General features: G+C 55.9%; 16 protein-coding genes. 3 read left to right on the top strand and 13 right to left on the bottom strand.

From position 1 onward, the window contains the following. The first annotated feature begins 101 nt into the window (after positions 1 to 101). Genes ACWVX6_RS03570 through ACWVX6_RS03560 form a run of 3 tightly spaced genes read left to right on the top strand, consistent with a single transcriptional unit; the run spans position 102 to position 3,353 of the window. Entirely contained in the window at positions 102 to 470 is a 369-nt protein-coding gene (locus ACWVX6_RS03570) for a hypothetical protein (RefSeq protein WP_110435363.1), read from the top strand. Next, complete coding sequence (locus tag ACWVX6_RS03565) at positions 470 to 2,290, top strand: hypothetical protein (RefSeq protein WP_455152375.1); 1,821 nt, start codon at positions 470 to 472, stop codon at positions 2,288 to 2,290. The genes ACWVX6_RS03570 and ACWVX6_RS03565 overlap by 1 nt, the downstream gene beginning before the upstream one ends. A gap of 16 nt (positions 2,291 to 2,306) precedes the next feature. After that, entirely contained in the window at positions 2,307 to 3,353 is a 1,047-nt protein-coding gene (locus ACWVX6_RS03560; protein ID WP_455152374.1) for a hypothetical protein, read from the top strand. Positions 3,354 to 3,941: 588 nt separating this feature from the next. Here the strand turns inward: ACWVX6_RS03560 and eno are convergent. The 13 genes from eno to rbfA all read right to left on the bottom strand — a co-directional run bounded on the left by eno (position 3,942) and on the right by rbfA (position 16,992). Continuing rightward, entirely contained in the window at positions 3,942 to 5,261 is a 1,320-nt protein-coding gene (gene eno, locus ACWVX6_RS03555; protein ID WP_117489732.1) for a phosphopyruvate hydratase, read from the bottom strand. Positions 5,262 to 5,520: 259 nt separating this feature from the next. Further along, the gene (gene gpmI, locus ACWVX6_RS03550) at positions 5,521 to 7,254 is read right to left on the bottom strand and encodes a 2,3-bisphosphoglycerate-independent phosphoglycerate mutase (RefSeq protein ID WP_455152373.1); all 1,734 of its coding nucleotides are present in this window, start codon (positions 7,252 to 7,254) and stop codon (positions 5,521 to 5,523) included. A 116-nt stretch (positions 7,255 to 7,370) separates the two neighbouring features. Further along, positions 7,371 to 8,141 carry a triose-phosphate isomerase gene (gene tpiA, locus ACWVX6_RS03545; RefSeq protein ID WP_110435367.1) on the bottom strand — a complete coding sequence of 257 codons (771 nt, stop codon included), beginning with the start codon at positions 8,139 to 8,141 and terminating at the stop codon, positions 7,371 to 7,373. A gap of 112 nt (positions 8,142 to 8,253) precedes the next feature. Continuing rightward, positions 8,254 to 9,444, bottom strand: a complete 1,191-nt coding sequence (locus ACWVX6_RS03540; RefSeq protein WP_110435368.1) for a phosphoglycerate kinase — start codon at positions 9,442 to 9,444, stop codon at positions 8,254 to 8,256. 223 nt (positions 9,445 to 9,667) lie between these two features. Further along, positions 9,668 to 10,546, bottom strand: a complete 879-nt coding sequence (locus tag ACWVX6_RS03535) for a DegV family protein (protein WP_116704728.1) — start codon at positions 10,544 to 10,546, stop codon at positions 9,668 to 9,670. Between the two features lie 11 nt (positions 10,547 to 10,557). After that, entirely contained in the window at positions 10,558 to 11,043 is a 486-nt protein-coding gene (gene trmL, locus ACWVX6_RS03530; RefSeq protein ID WP_455152372.1) for a tRNA (uridine(34)/cytosine(34)/5-carboxymethylaminomethyluridine(34)-2'-O)-methyltransferase TrmL, read from the bottom strand. A 176-nt stretch (positions 11,044 to 11,219) separates the two neighbouring features. After that, the gene (locus ACWVX6_RS03525) at positions 11,220 to 12,152 is read right to left on the bottom strand and encodes a hypothetical protein (protein ID WP_455152371.1); all 933 of its coding nucleotides are present in this window, start codon (positions 12,150 to 12,152) and stop codon (positions 11,220 to 11,222) included. Next, positions 12,073 to 12,639 carry an RNA polymerase sigma factor gene (locus ACWVX6_RS03520; RefSeq protein ID WP_116704731.1) on the bottom strand — a complete coding sequence of 189 codons (567 nt, stop codon included), beginning with the start codon at positions 12,637 to 12,639 and terminating at the stop codon, positions 12,073 to 12,075. The genes ACWVX6_RS03525 and ACWVX6_RS03520 overlap by 80 nt, the downstream gene beginning before the upstream one ends. 410 nt (positions 12,640 to 13,049) lie before the next feature. Next, the gene (locus tag ACWVX6_RS03515; protein WP_118760795.1) at positions 13,050 to 13,571 is read right to left on the bottom strand and encodes a hypothetical protein; all 522 of its coding nucleotides are present in this window, start codon (positions 13,569 to 13,571) and stop codon (positions 13,050 to 13,052) included. Between the two features lie 130 nt (positions 13,572 to 13,701). Then, positions 13,702 to 14,610, bottom strand: coding sequence for a riboflavin biosynthesis protein RibF (gene ribF / locus ACWVX6_RS03510; RefSeq protein ID WP_110435374.1), 909 nt, complete (start codon positions 14,608 to 14,610; stop codon positions 13,702 to 13,704). 150 nt (positions 14,611 to 14,760) lie between these two features. Beyond that, entirely contained in the window at positions 14,761 to 15,678 is a 918-nt protein-coding gene (gene truB, locus ACWVX6_RS03505) for a tRNA pseudouridine(55) synthase TruB (protein ID WP_117751079.1), read from the bottom strand. Beyond that, positions 15,665 to 16,624 (bottom strand): DHH family phosphoesterase, encoded by a 960-nt coding sequence (locus ACWVX6_RS03500; protein WP_455152370.1) that lies wholly within the window; start codon positions 16,622 to 16,624, stop codon positions 15,665 to 15,667. Before ACWVX6_RS03500 ends, truB begins: the two co-directional genes overlap by 14 nt. After that, positions 16,621 to 16,992: a 30S ribosome-binding factor RbfA gene (gene rbfA, locus ACWVX6_RS03495; RefSeq protein WP_110435377.1), complete on the bottom strand. Its 372-nt coding sequence runs from the start codon at positions 16,990 to 16,992 to the stop codon at positions 16,621 to 16,623. The genes ACWVX6_RS03500 and rbfA overlap by 4 nt, the downstream gene beginning before the upstream one ends. Between the last annotated feature and the right edge of the window lie 188 nt (positions 16,993 to 17,180).

The following is a 17,180-nucleotide window of genomic DNA, read 5'->3' as shown; positions in this document are numbered from 1 at the left end:
GTCAGGAGTGAGGAGGCAGGAGGTTTTCTCCGTTTACTCCCCACTCCTGCCTTCTAACTCCTCACTGTATCCAATGAACCCATCACAAAGGAGGTAACCCTATGACCGGAACCGAATGCTTTCGTGCAGCGCTGAATATTTTATCCGAAACACCGGACAGCGGTGTGTATTACGAACAGTTTGCGCTCGGTGCGCTCAACCAGCTGTTAGCGAACAGCCTGCGTGAGATGAACGCAGAACGTGCGTCTGACGGCAAAGACGTGCTGCTTGTGCCGCCGCGCATGACGGCGCTGACCGAGGAGCTGCCCGCCGGCGACTGGCTGGCGCGCGAATGTTTTCCGTACGGACTGGCGGCGCTGCTTGTCGCGGATGACGACAAGGCCAAGTTCAACTGGGCGGCAACCGAATACAGCGAACGCCTGCTGAGTCACTGTCCCGCGCAGTTTACCGCCGTGCAGGAGATGATTTAATGCGAAGCTACGAATTCCCCTATCCGGAGACCGAGCAGCAGACTGTGGTCAGCCGGTTCGGCGGCATCGACTGCCGCACGCATCCGACCAAGGTGTCTCTCTCCCGCTCGCCGGATATGCAGAACATGATCTGCGACCAGAACGATTTTCTGGTAAAGCGCACCGGATGGCGCACACAGGCGCAGTTTAACGCACCCATCTATGGGTTATTTGCTATGCCGGATGGCATTGGCTGTGCCGTTCACGCAGGTGCAAAGCTGTATTTTCGGACACCGGACGGCACGCAGACCGAGCTGTGCGCGGACATGAACGAGGCGTTTTCTCAGTCGTTCACGGTGAAGGGTGTACTCTACCTGATGGACGGCAAAACCTATCGTGCGGTGCGCAAAAGCAGCAAAAACACGGTCTGGGAAGCCGTTCCGGTATCCGGCACCGCCTATGTGCCGACCACGACCATCTCTGCGGCGCCGACCGGCGGCGGCACCAGCTACGAGGCGGTAAATCTCTTGACGCCTAAGCGCATCAACACCTTTATCGGGGACGGCACGGCGACCCAGTTCAAGGTGGACGCGACCGACCTCGACGAAACAGCTGTTACGGCTGAGGTCAACGGCTCAGCGGTTACCGTTTCGGCGGTCAACCGCTCGACCGGTCTGGTAACGCTGGCCGCTGCTCCGGAAAACGGAAACGGTCTGGCAAATGTGTCCATCGCGTTTGCCAAAACCGTCAGCGGACACGCGGACAAGATCAACAAATGCCGCTTTGCCGGGCTGTACGGCGGCAAAAACGACACGCGCGTGTTCCTTTCCGGCAACCCGGATGAGCCGGACTGCGACTGGCAGAGCGGTCTGTACGACCCGACCTACTTTCCGGACACCGGCTACACCCGCATGGGTACGGATGCATCTGCGATCGTCGGCTATCTCAAGCAGTACGAAAGTCAGGTCGTGGTCAAGTCCGGCGGCGCCCAGGAGGCGACCAGCTATCTGCGCACCTACATGATGGCGGATGACGGTTCTGCGCTGTATCCGCTCAAGCAAGGTGCGCAAGGTGAAGGCGCGATTTCAAGCCGCTGCTTCGCCGTGCTGAACGACCTGCCGCTGTATCTCTCGGCAAGAGGTGTGCAGGGCGTGTACGGCACCGCCGTTGCCGAACAGCGGACGATCCGCTCGGTATCCGATGCCATTGTGCCGAAATTATCGCAGGAGGCCGACCTCAAAAACGCCTGTGCGGTGGTATTCGAGGGCAAATATTATCTGGCAGTAAACGGACACATTTATGTCGCGGACGGCTCTCTGACCGAGGAAAACGGCGATCCGGCGTGGTTTTTCTGGGTCAATGTGCCTGCACAGTGTCTGGCGGTGCTGAACGGTCTGCTGTGGTTCGGCACGGCAGACGGTCGGCTGTGCCGCTTTGCCAAAAGCGAGGAGGAGCACGCCTATCTTGATGACACGGCGGCGATTGCCGCGTACTGGCGCACGCCTACCCTGCCGCTCTCCGACTGGAGCCGCTTCAAGACCGTGCGGGACGTGATTCCGACGCTCATGCCGCATTCCCGCTCGGGCGCGACCGTGCAGTACGAGAACGAAAACGGTGCCCAGCTTGCGCTTTCCCGCAATATGGACCTGTTTTCCTTCCGCACACTGGACTTTTCGCGGTTCTCCTTCCGGTGCATTCCAGGCGCCGTAACGTACCGTACCCGATGGAAGCAGCACCGCAGTCCTCTGTTTGCCGTGCGTATCGGCAACGACCGGCCGGATGAGCCGTTTGGTCTGCTCGCGCTCACCATCCGCTGGACACAGGGTCAGACCGTAATTTAGAAAGGAGGATTCCCCTTTGGCAATCATCAAATCAACTTCCGCGCGCCGAACATCAACCGTAAAGTCAGCCGCGTCCAAGTCCGCTTCGTCTAAGACGGCGGCAAGCAAATCGACGGCAAGCAAGTCCTCCGGCACACTCAATTCCAACGGCTACCGCGACAATTTTGACTACTCGGCGGCAATCGCCGGCACGACTGATTCAGCGAAACGCCAGCAGCTGCTGAGCGAACGCCAGAACAAGATTGACTCGCTCGGTCTCGGCGGCAAGGTTGCATCCAACGACGCGGTTTCGACGTGGAACGGCACCTACCGCCCGTACTCGGTTTCAAGTACAACAACCGGTGCAAACCGCGTCAGCAGCCTGTATGATGCGGCGGAAAATGCCCGTTTCAAGCGATTTGAGACCGCCCGCAGCCGTATTGCAAAACAGCTGGAGAGCAATCTCGCATCCATCGAGAACGACTACGCCGCCGGTATGCGTCAGACCGACATCAATGCCCGACAGTCCGCGGTGAACAACGAGGAAAAGCTGGCGGCGCTCGGACTTAACATGGGCGCACGAGGGCAGGCGACCACCAGCGGTATGGCAGAGACCAGCCGTATCGCGGTGGACAACCGGTACCGCAGCGACCTGAATGCGCTCGGCCAGGCGCGTCTGTCCGCGCGGGCGGCGGCGCAGAATGCTGCCGATGAACAGACCGCAGCCGCCGAGAGCAGCTACTATACCGCATCGGAAAATGCGGCGCTTCAGCAGGCACAGGCGGCGCTGAGCCAGTTTAACGCCGACCGCGATTACGGCTTGTCCGTAGCCGGTCTGACCGGCTTCCTGAACGGTACGCCGACACTGAACTGGCGCAATTATCAGCTGAATGTCAGCAGTGCAGCGGCGAATGCACAGACCCGTGCCTACGAGCAGGCACTTGAGCGCTGGAAAACCAGCGGCTACGTACGGCAGGGTGACGCGGCGATCCTCGGTGTGCCTGCCGGAACGCCGACCGCCGATGTCAGCTACAAGAACGCAGCACTTGCGCTGCAGCGATGGAAGAACGGCTACGGCGGTTGATTTTCTCAAGTCGCGTCTATCCGAAAAAATAAATCACCTCTGCACACAAGGTGCAGAGGTGATTTATGATAAAGAAATGAAAATGTGAGCAATTTTATCCAAAACAGCCAGATTCTCCGTTTCAGCACAGAGAATTCGCTATGTTACTGCAGTTATGATAGCACAAGTTTGTCCGTCCGTCAACCCAAGCGCAAGAATTTACTATATATTCGCAAGAAATTTCTATATAAAAAGGCTCAATCATTTTTCTTGTGGGATTGGAGTGAAGCAGGGTGTGCGTGGCAGCGTCCGTACCGGTATGCTTTTCGCAGTAATCAGCACGGGAGGCTCCGCCATGCAATTATTGCCCATGCTACTTTCAATATCCCCGCTGGCAGGATCAAGGGAATCAACAACAAAATCAAGACTCTACGATGCAAGGGCTGCGGCTATCCGGATGACGATTACTTCTTTCTGAAGCTGTCCGATGTCAGCCGGAAACCCTACATCAGAAATCCTTCATCCCACAGCTTTTATGATTGAGCCATAAAAAACCGCACGCAAAAGCGTGCGGTTTTCTCATATTGCAGTAACGGTAAGGACGGAGACTTACTTGTTCTTCAGGTTGAAGAAAGCCTTCTTGCCCAGGAACTGTGCAACATCCTCGCCCAGCTCTTCCTCGATGCGGAGCAGCTGATTGTACTTTGCAACGCGGTCGGTACGAGACGGAGCACCGGTCTTAATCTGACCAGCGTTCAGTGCAACAGCGATATCAGCGATGGTTGCGTCCTCGGTCTCGCCGGAGCGGTGAGATACAACTGCGGTGTAGCCAGCGCGGTTAGCCATCTGGATAGCATCCAGGGTCTCGGTCAGGGAGCCGATCTGGTTAACCTTGATCAGGATGGAGTTAGCAACGCCAAGCTCGATGCCCTTGGACAGACGAGCGGTGTTGGTTACGAACAGGTCGTCGCCAACCAGCTGGATCTTGTCGCCCAGAGTCTTGGTCAGCATAGCCCAGCCTTCCCAATCTTCCTCTGCCATGCCGTCCTCGAGGGAGATGATCGGGTACTTCTCAGCGAAGTTCTTCCACATCTTAACCAACTGCTGCTGAGTCAGCTTCTTGCCGGACTTCGGCTGGATATAGCACTTCTCCTCGTCGTTCCACCACTCGGAGGAAGCAGCGTCGATCGCGATCATGAAGTCCTCGCCCGGCTTGTAACCAGCTTCTTCGATTGCCTGAACGATAACCTTCAGAGCGTCCTCGTCCTTCTTCAGGTTCGGAGCATAGCCGCCCTCATCGCCTACACCTGCTGCCGGAGTGCCGTTCTCCTTCAGGGTGGTCTTCAGCTGATGGAATACCTCTGCACAGCGGCGCAGAGCCTCGCGGAAAGACGGAGCGGAAACCGGCATGATCATGAATTCCTGAATCTCAACGTTGTTGGTAGCGTGTGCGCCGCCGTTGAGGATGTTCATCATCGGCATCGGCAGGGTCTTAGCGTTGCAGCCGCCGATGTAGTTGTACAGCGGCAGGCTCAGAGCCTCTGCAGCAGCCTTGGCAACAGCCAGGGATACGCCGAGGATAGCGTTTGCGCCGAACTTGGTCTTGTTCGGGGTGCCGTCAGCCTCGATCATAGCCTTGTCGATTGCCTGCTGGTCGAGAGCGTTCATGCCGATAACAACCTCAGCGATCTCGCCGTTTACAGCGTCAACAGCCTTGAGTACGCCCTTGCCGTTATAGCGGGACTTGTCGCCGTCACGCAGCTCGCAAGCCTCGAAGATACCGGTGGAAGCACCGGACGGAACAGCAGCGCGACCCATGTATGCGCCGGTGTCGCCCTCAACGTAAACCTCAACCTCAACGGTCGGGTTGCCGCGGGAGTCCATAACTTCGCGGCCGATTACATCAACAATTTCAATGTAGCCCTTCATAATTCTTTCTCCTTCTTATTATAAAATAAAATGGTTGGCTATCTAAACAGCAAAATGCCGAAAGTAGCACTTTGCTGCGCCGCGCGCACGCGGCGATAAAATTCCCCATAAAAGTCCAGCTCTGCCGGACTTTTATACCACTGCTTCGGGACGCGTGTCCCGAACCGTCTTTGCCGTGCAAAGATGAGGGAGATATCCGAAAAAGTTTCCTTGGGAACTTTTTTCGGTATCTAAGGGGGACAGCGTCCCCCTTGGAGACTTACTTAATAAGCAGCGAGTGGCCCGTCATCTCTGCAGGCTGCGGAATGCCCATCATATCCAGCATGGTGGGAGCCAGATCAGCCAGTACGCCGCCTTCTGCCAGCTTGCCCTCGTGACCGACCATTACAAGCGGCACCGGGTTAATGGAGTGTGCGGTGAACGGAGTAACACCATCGGCATCGAGCATCTGATCGACGTTGCCGTGGTCGGCAGTGATCAGGCACTGGCCGCCCATCTTGAGGATGGCGTCAACGACCTTGCCTACACCGTCATCGGTAGCCTCAATCGCCTTTACGGCAGCCTCGAATACGCCGGTGTGACCGACCATATCGCAGTTTGCGAAGTTGAGGATAACAACGTCGTACTTGCCGGACAGGATGCGCTTTACGCACTCCTCGGTAACGGCAGGCTCGCTCATCTCCGGCTGGAGATCATAGGTTGCAACCTTCGGGGACGGGATCAGAGCACGATCCTCGCCCGGGTACTCCTTCTCAACGCCGCCGTTGAAGAAGAACGTAACGTGTGCGTACTTCTCGGTCTCGGCAATGCGGAGCTGGGTCATACCCAGATCGGAGATATATTCACCGAACGTGTTCTTCAGGCTCTGCGGCTTGAAGGCGATTTCCACGCCCGGAATAGTAGCATCGTACTGCGTCATGCAGACGTAGTGGATCTTAGGCTGTACGCGCTCAAAGCCGGTGAATTCCGGATCAACGAATGCACGGGTGATCTCACGCGCACGGTCGGGACGGAAGTTTGCGAAGATGATCGCGTCGTCGTCCTTGACGGTCGCGCCCTCGGTAACGATAACCGGAACAACGAACTCGTCGGTTACGCCGTTTGCGTAGGACTGCTCCATAGCCTCGTGTGCGGTAGCAGCGTGCTCGCCTTCGCCGAGTGCGATAGCGTTGTACGCCTTCTGTACGCGATCCCAGCGGTTATCACGATCCATTGCGTAGTAACGGCCGGATACGGTTGCGATGCAGCCGACCTCGACAGCGTCGATCTTGGCCTGCAGGCGGTCGATATACTCGATACCGGACTGCGGCGGCGTGTCGCGGCCGTCCATGAAGCAGTGGAAGCAAACCTTGCGCAGACCATTGCGGCGTGCCAGCTCAAGCAGCGCAAACATGTGGTCAATGTGGGAATGCACACCGCCGTCAGACAGCAGACCGAAAATGTGCAGGGTGGAATCGAACCACTTGCACTGGTTGATAGCGCTCATCAGAGCCGGATTCTCGAAGAAATCGCCGTCCTGGATGGCCTTGGTGATGCGGGTCAGCTCCTGATATACAATGCGGCCTGCACCGATGTTGGTGTGGCCAACCTCGGAGTTGCCCATCTGGCCGTCCGGCAGACCAACGTCCAGACCGGATGCGCCGATATAGGTGAGCGGGTTCTCTGCGAAAATCTTATCGAGATTCGGCTTTTTAGCAGCCTCGATGGCGTTGCCCTTGGTCTCCTCGCGGTGACCGAAGCCGTCCATGATGATCAGAGCGGTCGGCTTCTTCGGGCCCTCTGCCTTCTTGGCAGCAGCGGTGGCTGCCTTGGGCTTGCGGCCGCGCTTTGCTGCCGGCTTTTTCTCCTCGGCAGTCTTAGCAGCGGTCTTGCGAGTACGCTTTGCCGCCGGCTTTTTTGCAGGAGCCGGATCTGCCAGAACATTAACCGGTGCGGAAGTCTTGATCTCGACTACCTCTACCTCCGGCATGCCCGGCATAGTGGTTTTTTTCATACTGATAAAACTCCTTTACAGAAGCGAACGATAAGAGAATAAAAGGGGACACGATATGCACCATGTCCCCCTCCGCAAAACGGTGAGGGAGCGTTTCCCTTTCCCGTATCCTTATCTTACTGGTTAGCTGCTTCTACGATGGTAGCGAAGTCAGCGCTCTTCAGGGAGGCACCGCCGATCAGGCCGCCGTCAACGTCCGGCTGAGCCAGCAGCTCGGAAGCGTTCTTCGCGTTCATAGAACCGCCGTACTGGATGGTGATGCCGCGTGCAGCGCGTGCGCCGTACTTCTCGCGCAGGCAGTCACGGATAGCGGAGCAAACCTCGTTAGCCTGCTCTGCGGTAGCGGTCTTGCCGGTACCGATTGCCCAGATCGGCTCGTAAGCGATGACAACCTTCTTAATATCCTCAACAGCTACGTTCTGCAGAGCGATCTTGATCTGCTTGCGGATAACTTCCATGGTAACGTCCTGCTCGCGCTCGGTCAGAGACTCGCCTACGCACAGGATCGGGCGCAGACCGTTCTCGAGAGCGACCTGAACCTTCTTGCCGCAAGCCTCGTCGGTCTCGTTGAAGTACTGACGGCGCTCGGAGTGGCCGATGATAACGTACTTAACGCCCAGCTCCTTGAGCATGTCAGCGGAGATCTCGCCGGTGAACGCGCCGGACTTCTCGAAGTGCATGTTCTCAGCGCCAATTGCAATCTTGGAGCCCTTAGCAGCCTTTACAGCAGCCTGAATATCGGTAAACGGTACGCAAAGAACCATCTCGCACCACTTGGTCTTGGACAGGAGCGGCTTCATCTCTTCGATCAGAGCCTTAGCCTCTGCCGGAGTCTTGTTCATCTTCCAGTTGCCGGCGATAATGGTCTTACGATATCTGCGATTCATGTTGGTTTTACCCCTTTCAAACATTCGGACGGACTTTTCCGTCTTAAATCTTTATGTATTTATACGGAGCGCTCAACAGAACGCGCTCCGATATAAAGCGTTCCTAATGGACTTACTTGTCCTGCAGGCATGCGATGCCCGGCAGCTCCAGACCCTCGAGGAACTCCAGAGAAGCGCCGCCGCCGGTAGAAATGTGGGTCATCTTGTCAGCAAAGCCCAGCTTCTCAACAGCAGCTGCGGAGTCGCCGCCACCGATGATGGAAACAGCCTTGCTCTCAGCGATTGCCTTGGCAACAGCCTTGGTGCCGACTGCGAAGGTGTCAAACTCGAATACGCCCATCGGACCGTTCCAAACAACGGTGCCTGCGTCCTTGACAGCCTCAGAGAACAGCTCTACGGTCTTCGGGCCGATGTCCATGCCCATCATGTCAGCCGGGATCTTGCCAGCCTCGTATACGACCGGAGCAGCATCTGCGCCGAAGTGATCTGCACAAACGGTGTCAACCGGCAGGAGCAGCTTAACGCCCTTGTCAGCAGCCTTCTTGAGCAGGCCGAGTGCCAGCTCGATCTTGTCTTCCTCGCAGAGAGAGGTGCCGATCTCGCCGCCCTGTGCCTTGGAGAAGGTGTAGGCCATGCCGCCGCCGATGATGATGGTGTCGCACTTGTCGATCAGGTTTTCGATAACGCCGATCTTGTCGGAAACCTTAGCGCCGCCCAGGATTGCAACGAACGGACGAGCCGGATCGCTCAGGGCCTTGCCCATGATAGAGATTTCCTTCTTGATCAGGAAGCCGCATACAGCCGGCAGGTAATCTGCGATGCCTGCGGTGGAAGCGTGTGCACGGTGTGCGGTGCCGAATGCGTCGTTGACGTAAATGTCAGCCATGTCAGCCATAGCCTTTGCCAGTGCAGCGTCGTTCTTGGTCTCGCCCTTTTCAAAGCGAACATTCTCAAGCAGAACGACCTCGCCCGGCTTAACCTCAGCGGCCAGCTTCTTAGCGTCCTCGCCTACAACGTCCTTTGCCAGCTTGACTTCCTTGCCAAGCAGCTCGCTCAGGCGCTTAGCGACCGGAGCCAGCGAATACTTCATGTTGACTTCGCCCTTCGGACGGCCGAGGTGCGAGCACAGGATTACAGCAGCGTTGTGATCCAGCAGGTAGTTGATGGTCTCCAGCGAAGCACGGATGCGCTTGTCGTCGGTGATGTTGCCGTTCTCGTCCTGCGGTACGTTAAAATCGCAGCGGGCAATTACCTTCTTGCCGGATACGTCGATATCCTCAACGCTCTTCTTGTTATACTGCATAAATATCCCTCTCCTTTAAGATGTATTATAAAGTTACGATAAGGAACAAAAGCACGAACTTATTACTTAAATAATTCCGTTTCCAATACAGAATTATACTCGTAATTCGTGTCATTCGCAAGCAAAATTGTGAAAATCATCACATTCCAACTCGCTTTTAGAGGATTTTTGCGTTTTTCGCCAAAAAGTTGCGAAATATTAAACAACATTCACAATTTTTGCATCAATCCCGCGGCGTTCCATAATACGCTACAGCCATCGCCAGCGGACCAGTATTTGTCAGAACCGAGGGACCGATCGCTACGCGTTCCACATCGCGGAATCCAATTTCGGTACGCAGACGCTTTTCCATTTCATCCAGACGCTCGGCGGGTACGTCGCCGTAGAGCAGGATAGCCGTCTGCTTATCCGGCTGCACCACACGGGCGGAGACTTTTTTGCTCATTCCGGCAACGAGTGCCTTCTCACCGCGCACCTTGTCACACACCTTTACCGCACCGTCATACACATGGCTGATGGGCTTGAGACCGAGCGCCTCACCCACGAAGGCCGCGCCGCCCGAAATACGGCCGGACTTCTTGAGGAACTTGAGGCTGTACACACCGAGGTAGGCTTCCACGCGGTTAAGACGGCTTTTTACCACGCTGACGATCGCGTCAAAGCTCTCGCCCTGCTCGCGCATTTCGGCAGCCTTGACAACAATGTGTCCGTAAATATAGGTGTAGGTCTTGGAGTCGATGACCTCGATGGTCATTTTACCCTCACCCTGCTCCTCCTCGAACATGGATTTCGCAAGGCAGGCCGCCTGATAGGTACCCGAGCCGCCGCCGTTGATGAGCACTGCCAGCAGATGCGTACAGCCGCGCTCGAACGCACGGTTGTAGGACTCGAGGAATACGGTCGGCGTAGTCATGGCCGTGCCGGGAATCTCGCTGCTGGTCTCGAGCAGCCTGCAGTAGTCCTCGGATGTGATGTCGTAATATTCGCGGAAGCTGCGTCCCTCATGCGTCAGCATGATCGGAACGATCTCAATGCCGTGCGCCTCTACCAGATCGTGCGGAATATCCGATGAGGAATCGGTCAAAATATGAATCTTTTCCATTCTTTACTCCTTTATGCCTGTGGGAACGGTCCCGCAAGTCTCAGATTTTCAAAGCCGGTCTGCCGCAGTGCCTCAAACACGATAACAGCGACCGAGTTAGACAGATTAAGGCTGCGCGCGCCCTCTCTCATGGGAATGCGAACGCAGCGTTCCGGGTGCTCGATGAGCAGCGCTTCCGGCAGACCGCGGGTCTCTTTGCCGAACAGCAGGTAGTCGCCGTCGCGGTATTCCACCTCATGATAGGCGTGCGGCGCCTTTGTTGTCGCATAGAAGTAGCGGCCGTCCGGATTTTTCTCAAAAAATTCATCCAGATTTTTATACATACGCACATCGAGCAGGTGCCAGTAGTCCAGACCGGCCCGCTTCATGCGCTTATCATCGATAGCAAAGCCGAGCGGCTCGACCAGATGCAGCACACAGCCTGTCGCCGCACAGGTGCGGGCAATGTTGCCGGTGTTCTGCGGGATCTCCGGCTCGACCAAAACAATGTTGAGCATACTTTCGCCTCATTTACGAACTAAACTTCTTCTATTTTATGCGATAACACCGTATTTTTCAAGGTTTATTCCCATTTTTTCGCAAAAAAGTTTCCTCTGAACACAAGATTCAGAGGAAATTTTCATGCACTATGCTAATTTTCTGATGATTTTGGATGAACGGCACATATCTTCAATTACTCAATATCCGCATAGACGCCATAAATATAGCCTTCCGCTGCAGCCTGCTCATCGGTCAGCACTTCGCCGGTAAGACTCGGACCGGACGTATCGTCCTTGTATTCCACGCCCAGCTTGCCGGTGTGCAGCGTCATCGAGCGGGTCTGCGCCGAGCCGTCATTGAAGGTAATGGTGACGGTCAGCTTTGCGCCCTCAAAGCCGTCCACGGCCTTGTGCCACGAATCCTGCAGATCATCGTCCGTGGTTTCCGGCTGGCTGGGCAGCCACAGACCGTAGCTGGCGTCCGGGTCGTACTCGTCGGTGAAGCCGTTGTCCAGCTTCCAGCACAGGTCGGCGTACATCTGCTCTTCGCCCTCAACCGGACCATTGCCCCATACCATCACCGTGTCGGCACCGTCGAGTTCGGGGCTCGTGCCCTGATGCATCGAGCGCACCCACTCGTCGCGGTCGGCCGATGTATCCTTGACGGTTTTCGTGCGGTAGACTGCGCCCTTGTCGATGGTCGCGGATATGGTTTTGATATTCTCACCGGTGACTTTGAACAGACAGCCGGAGTAAAAACCCTTTTCCGGATCGTCTGCGCCGCTGCCGGTATCGAATACGATCTTGCTGTCCTTCGGCTGGCGCAGCTCGCCTGTATCCGCCGCATAGGCCGCAAAGCCGAATGTGTGACTGATGGCATCCGCTACGACTGCACTGCCGGTCTGCGCGGTGCCATTATGCGTGCGATAAACCGCCGTACCGCCCAGCACAATACCGAACGCGCAGGCTGCCGCCAGAAGGCGCTTTGCCATTCCCCACGGATGGCGCGGCACCGCATGCAGCGGTTCGTTCGTCAGCTTACGCGCTTCACGAGCTGCTGCCAGTGTGCGCTCCTTGAGCTCCTGCGGAGCCTTGATGTCCTTCAGTTCGTTCCAGTTGTTCTTCATCGTAAGATCCCTCCAAATCCAGCTTTAATTGCTTTCTTGCGCGATGCAGCCGCGTGCGTACCGTTGCCGGACGGCATCCGACCATTTCCGCGATTTCCTCTGTGCGGTAGCCCTCCACATAGTGCAGCCACACCGCGATTCGCTGATCGTCCGGCAGCGCGTGTACCGCCTGCCACAGCTCGCTGCTGCTTTCCGGTTCCGGAGCGGCAGCATCCGCGGCGGCTTCCATCGGTGCGGTGCGCTTAAACCACGCCGACCGACGAAGATCGGCGCATCGGCTGAGCGTTACGCGCAGCAGCCATGCTTTCAGATGCTCGGTGTCGCGGAAATCGGTGTCGTCCCGCAGCAGCCGGAGAAAGACTTCCTGATAGACGTCCTCTGCGTCCGCACGGCTGTTCAGTCTGCACAAAGCTAAGCGGTAGACCGCGTCGCCGCAGGTGTCCATCGCCTGCTGCAGAAATGCGTCCGACCTGAGTGTTGTCTGCATTGCTCTCTCCTCCTTTCACCACCAACACGTTTTGCAGCGGCAAATCGTTCCCACTGCCGCCGGATTTTTTGAGATTTCGGCTTATTTTCCCTTTGCTTTGTGTTTACCTACAATTTACAGAGGTTATTCTTGTGATATATGCACAAAAACTTTCGCATTTTCTCTGGAACATTAAACAAAAAATCTATTGCATTTTTATCTAAAACGACTATAATAATAATTGTTCTAAGGAACACAACAAATCGACAATAACCAACAACCACATTGGTTTTTATATTTCATTTGCTCTCTTTTTTTCTTTTTTCTTTCTTTACTCTTTACCTGCTCTTTGAGGGAAAATCGCCGTCTGATTCATCAGGCGGCTTTTTTCCGCCTTGCGGCAAAAAAGCTGCGGTTTAACCGCAGCTTTTTTAGTTTGTTCCGACAGTATGCGTTACCGTGCTGCCTGTGGTATCATACGGATACAGGGTATTCAGAGCCGCCGCAAGCGCCGGACTCTCCAGCGTATACCATCTGTCCTTGCCATGTAGTTCTGTTTTCAGCAGCAGCAACTCTTCCGAATCATTCCTGCACAGAAAGAGCATATAATCTGCTTCCGCGCTGTCTATTTGCACTGCAACGACGCACGGAATCCTGATATTCGTGCCGTACGGTGTCCATCTGCCCGGAAAGCGCCGCTTGCCCTTACTGTCTGCAAGCAGCTGCACGATCGTCTCCCGATTTTCCGCAGAAAGTGTAATTTCTTCGGACGGGAACGCATAGTTATAAATCGTTTTGCTCGTCACCGGCGTATAGCTGTACGCCTTCCACGAAAACGAATCATCGACTGCACAGCCGATCTTCCGTGGTGCAAAGAATATGCCATAGATCCCAACCGCACAAAGCAGAAGGAGCAGCGCCGCTGTCACTGCACATTTGACCGATTTCTTCATATTGTCTCCCTCCCGATTCTCTATCCTTATTCTTGTACCTTGATGATACCGAACGATCCCTTGATTGTCAACCAAATTGTTCCCTGAGATACAGAAAGGCGGTACCGCTATGCAGCGATACCGCCTTTTCTTATTTCTCTTTGAAAAATTCTCTGGTCTGCTGCACATTTTCCTCGATGGCGGTCTTGAGCGCCTCCACCGATTCAAACTGCATTTCCGGACGCAGGAACTTATGCAGCTCCACATGGATCATCTTGCCGTACAGATCGCCCGCAAAGTCGAGCAGATGCGGCTCGATGGTCGGTGCACCGCCGTCTAAAAATGTCGGCTTTACACCGATATTGGTCGCTGCGATATAGCTCTGTCCGTCCACCAGAACGCGGGTTGCGTACACGCCGTACGGCGGCATCGCCATTTCGGTCGGCAGACGCAGATTGACCGTCGGCACCTGCAGCACGCTTGTGCCGACACGCCGTCCGTGCTCCACAATACCGGAAACCGTATACGGATGACCGAGAAACTTAGCCGCACCTTCCATATCGCCCTGCGAAATCAGCTGACGAATATAAGTGGAGGACACCACAATGCCGTCAATCTTGACATCCTCGATGCAGTCATAGCCGATGCCGGCCTTTTCGCACTCGATAGCCATGCCTTCTGCGTTGCCCTGCCCCTTATAGCCGAAACGGTTATTGCGTCCCGAGATAATCCAGCCCGCATTGAAGCGACCGATGAGCAGCTTGTGGATAAAATCGCGCCAGTCCATGTGCTGCATTTCATGGTCAAAGTGGCCGAAAATAACCTCGTCCACACCGCCGAGCTTTTTGATCTCCTCGGTGCGATATGCATTTGCGGTCAGCAGCGGCACCTGACGGCCCATGACAACCGAATCTGGATGCACATCAAACGTGAAAACCGCACTCGTGCCGCCGATTTGCTTGGCACGCTCGACCGCACGCTGCATGAGCGCCCGATGGCCCAGATGCACGCCGTCAAAGTAGCCGAGCGCGATGGCACGCGGCTTTGTAACTTCTATCATAAGGGAATCCCCCTGAAAAAATTGATAATTGAAAATTGAGAATTGAGAATGAATGCGGCGCTTCGCGCTTATTAAATCATCGCGCAAGGCGCGATACCTTCATTATCCATTTTCCATTTTCAATTCTCCATTTCTGTTTGCATGCAAAACTTATCGGAAGTTTTTGTATACAAACAGACCCAAACCGCCCTTATCCAGCTCTCTCACCTGACCGAGCATAAGGAATTTATCCTGATGGTACACACGGCAGATGGTATCTGCGGTTTCCGGCAGGCTGTCGGTCTGGCGCGGAAATACGACTGCGCCTCTCGCAATGCGCTCTGCGCCCTCATCGGTGAGCGAAACGGCGGGTCTATCGGTAAACAGGCTGTCGGTCGGCAGCAGAAGCTGCTGCATGGTGCCCTCTGCCATTGCCTGCTCGCACTCGGCAAAGGTATGGCACTGCGCCAGCTCATACGCGCCCGAACGGGTGCGCTCCAGACTGTGCAGCACGGCCAGCGTGCCCAGCTTTTCGCCAAGGTCGTTCACCAGCGTGCGGACATAGGTGCCCTTGCTGACCTTGCACCGCAGCGTGCCCTTCTGGGCATTCTCGTCGAAGTCCAGCAGCTCCATTTCGTGCACAATGATATCGCGTGCCGGACGCTCCACTTCCCTGCCCTTGCGGGCGAGGTCGTACAGCTTCTGGCCGTTCACCTTGACCGCCGAGTACATGGGCGGCACCTGCTGCTGCGGACCGATAAAGCGCCGTACCATCTGCTTTACCGCGTATTCCGCGGCATAGCGTTCGCTGGTCTGGAGCATTTCGCCGGTTACATCCTGCGTATCCGTGCAGTAGCCGAGCGTGAACCCGGCAACGTATTCCTTATCCTGCGCTGCGGCAAAATCTGCCGCCTTGGTCGCACCGCCGACGAATACCGGCAGAACACCGGTCGCCATCGGATCGAGTGTGCCGCCGTGACCGATCCTGCGCGTATGCAGAATGCCGCGCAGCTTGGCTACCACGTCATGTGAGGTAAAGCCCTGCGGCTTGTTCATCAGCAGGATGCCGTTCAGGTCACTTTGCTGCATGAAACTGCTCCTCTGCCGCCTTCAGCATAGCAGCCTTGGCTTCCTCCATGCCGCAGGTGAAGCTTGCACCTGCCGCACGGACATGACCGCCGCCGCCGACCTTCTTGCAGATAGCAGCCGCGTCCATCTCCTTGGTGGTGCGGACGGAAACGCGAACCGTGCCGTCCGGCTTCTCGGTCAGCGTGATGCCGATCTGTACGCCCTCAATCTGACGCGTAAGCGATGCAATCGAGTCCAGATCGTCCATATCCGCGCCTGCATGGTCGATATCCCTGCGCCAGAGCACGGCAACCGCGATCGCACCGTTCTCGTGGAACTCCATCGTATCAAATACAATGCGCTCCATCTCAAACCGCGGACGCGATTTGGTCTCAAACAGCACGCGGTTGATCTCACCGCCGTCGATACCGGCAGTCAGGCAGGCCGCCGCTACCGCATGCGAATGCGCGGTCGTATTCGAGAACTTAAAGCAGCCCGTATCGGTCGAAACACCGATATAAATGCACTCTGCAATATCGGCTGTGAACTTAACGCCGAGCGCCGTCAGCACATCGTACAGCACCTCGGCACAGCCGCCTGCATCCGGCCGGATGAGGTTTTTTTTGCCGAAGCCGTCGTTCGAGCCGTGATGGTCAATGACCAAATCGACCTTGCCCTTGTACGGCTCTGCCGTGTCCGGAAACAGCTTCTCCTCAGCGATATCGGTCGAAACCACATACGCCGGAACGAAATCCTCCGGCGGATAATACGGCACGATCAGCGGCGCATAACGCCTGGTGATCTCCGGATTTTCCAGAATATATGCGCGCTTGCCAATCTGCTGCAGAGCGCGGCAGAGCGCACCGGCACAGCCTGCCGTGTCGCCGTCCGGTCTGCGGTGCGTCAGGATGAGAATGTCGTCCGCTGCCTGCAGCGCAGCAGCAGCGCCAGCAACGTCAACGATCATTCTGCGTCCTCCTCGCCCAGCTTGCCTTCATTTTTCAGCTCGTGCAGCACCTCGGAGATGTGTGCACCGTGGGTGATGGACTGATCCAGCTCAAATACCAGCTCCGGCGCATAGCGCAGCTGTACCTTGTGGCCAACCTCGCGGCGCAGCCAGCCTGCAGCGGACTTCAGGCCCTTCATCACGTCCTTGGTCTGCTGCTCACTGCCGAGTACGGAAATATAGCACTTCGCATAACGCAGATCGTTGGTAACATCACAGTGTACCACGGAAACCATAGCCTCCTGCACACGCGGGTCCTTGACAGAGCGCATCGCCTCCGCCAGAGCCTTCATCACTTCTTCGGAAATACGATCAATTCGAGTAGACATTTTACAAATCAAACCTCCTTCGTGAGGATTGGTTAAATAATGGAGAATTGAGAATGGAAAATGGAGAATGATTCTCTATTTCCACTCTGCACATTCCCTCCGGTCGTATAGGAAAATGCGCTATCGCGCATTTTCACACGCACCGCAGTGCGTGATTCAATTCCCCATAAAAGTCCAGCTCCGCCGGA

This window comes from Butyricicoccus sp. (assembly GCF_977037065.1).
This window is presented reverse-complemented; position numbering and strand designations above follow the sequence as displayed.

Excerpts from the sequence above, each read along its gene's own strand:
- ACWVX6_RS03500 (WP_455152370.1), bottom strand. The coding sequence starts at position 16,624 with ATGATCGTTGACGTTGCTGGCGCTGCTGCTGCGCTGCAGGCAGCGGAC.
- trmL (WP_455152372.1), bottom strand. The coding sequence starts at position 11,043 with ATGCTCAACATTGTTTTGGTCGAGCCGGAGATCCCGCAGAACACCGGC.
- rbfA (WP_110435377.1), bottom strand. The coding sequence starts at position 16,992 with ATGTCTACTCGAATTGATCGTATTTCCGAAGAAGTGATGAAGGCTCTG.
- eno (WP_117489732.1), bottom strand. The coding sequence starts at position 5,261 with ATGAAGGGCTACATTGAAATTGTTGATGTAATCGGCCGCGAAGTTATG.
- ACWVX6_RS03565 (WP_455152375.1), top strand. The coding sequence starts at position 470 with ATGCGAAGCTACGAATTCCCCTATCCGGAGACCGAGCAGCAGACTGTG.
- gpmI (WP_455152373.1), bottom strand. The coding sequence starts at position 7,254 with ATGAAAAAAACCACTATGCCGGGCATGCCGGAGGTAGAGGTAGTCGAG.
- ACWVX6_RS03515 (WP_118760795.1), bottom strand. The coding sequence starts at position 13,571 with ATGAAGAAATCGGTCAAATGTGCAGTGACAGCGGCGCTGCTCCTTCTG.
- tpiA (WP_110435367.1), bottom strand. The coding sequence starts at position 8,141 with ATGAATCGCAGATATCGTAAGACCATTATCGCCGGCAACTGGAAGATG.
- ribF (WP_110435374.1), bottom strand. The coding sequence starts at position 14,610 with ATGATAGAAGTTACAAAGCCGCGTGCCATCGCGCTCGGCTACTTTGAC.
- ACWVX6_RS03525 (WP_455152371.1), bottom strand. The coding sequence starts at position 12,152 with ATGAAGAACAACTGGAACGAACTGAAGGACATCAAGGCTCCGCAGGAG.
- truB (WP_117751079.1), bottom strand. The coding sequence starts at position 15,678 with ATGCAGCAAAGTGACCTGAACGGCATCCTGCTGATGAACAAGCCGCAG.
- ACWVX6_RS03535 (WP_116704728.1), bottom strand. The coding sequence starts at position 10,546 with ATGGAAAAGATTCATATTTTGACCGATTCCTCATCGGATATTCCGCAC.
- ACWVX6_RS03520 (WP_116704731.1), bottom strand. The coding sequence starts at position 12,639 with ATGCAGACAACACTCAGGTCGGACGCATTTCTGCAGCAGGCGATGGAC.
- ACWVX6_RS03570 (WP_110435363.1), top strand. The coding sequence starts at position 102 with ATGACCGGAACCGAATGCTTTCGTGCAGCGCTGAATATTTTATCCGAA.
- ACWVX6_RS03540 (WP_110435368.1), bottom strand. The coding sequence starts at position 9,444 with ATGCAGTATAACAAGAAGAGCGTTGAGGATATCGACGTATCCGGCAAG.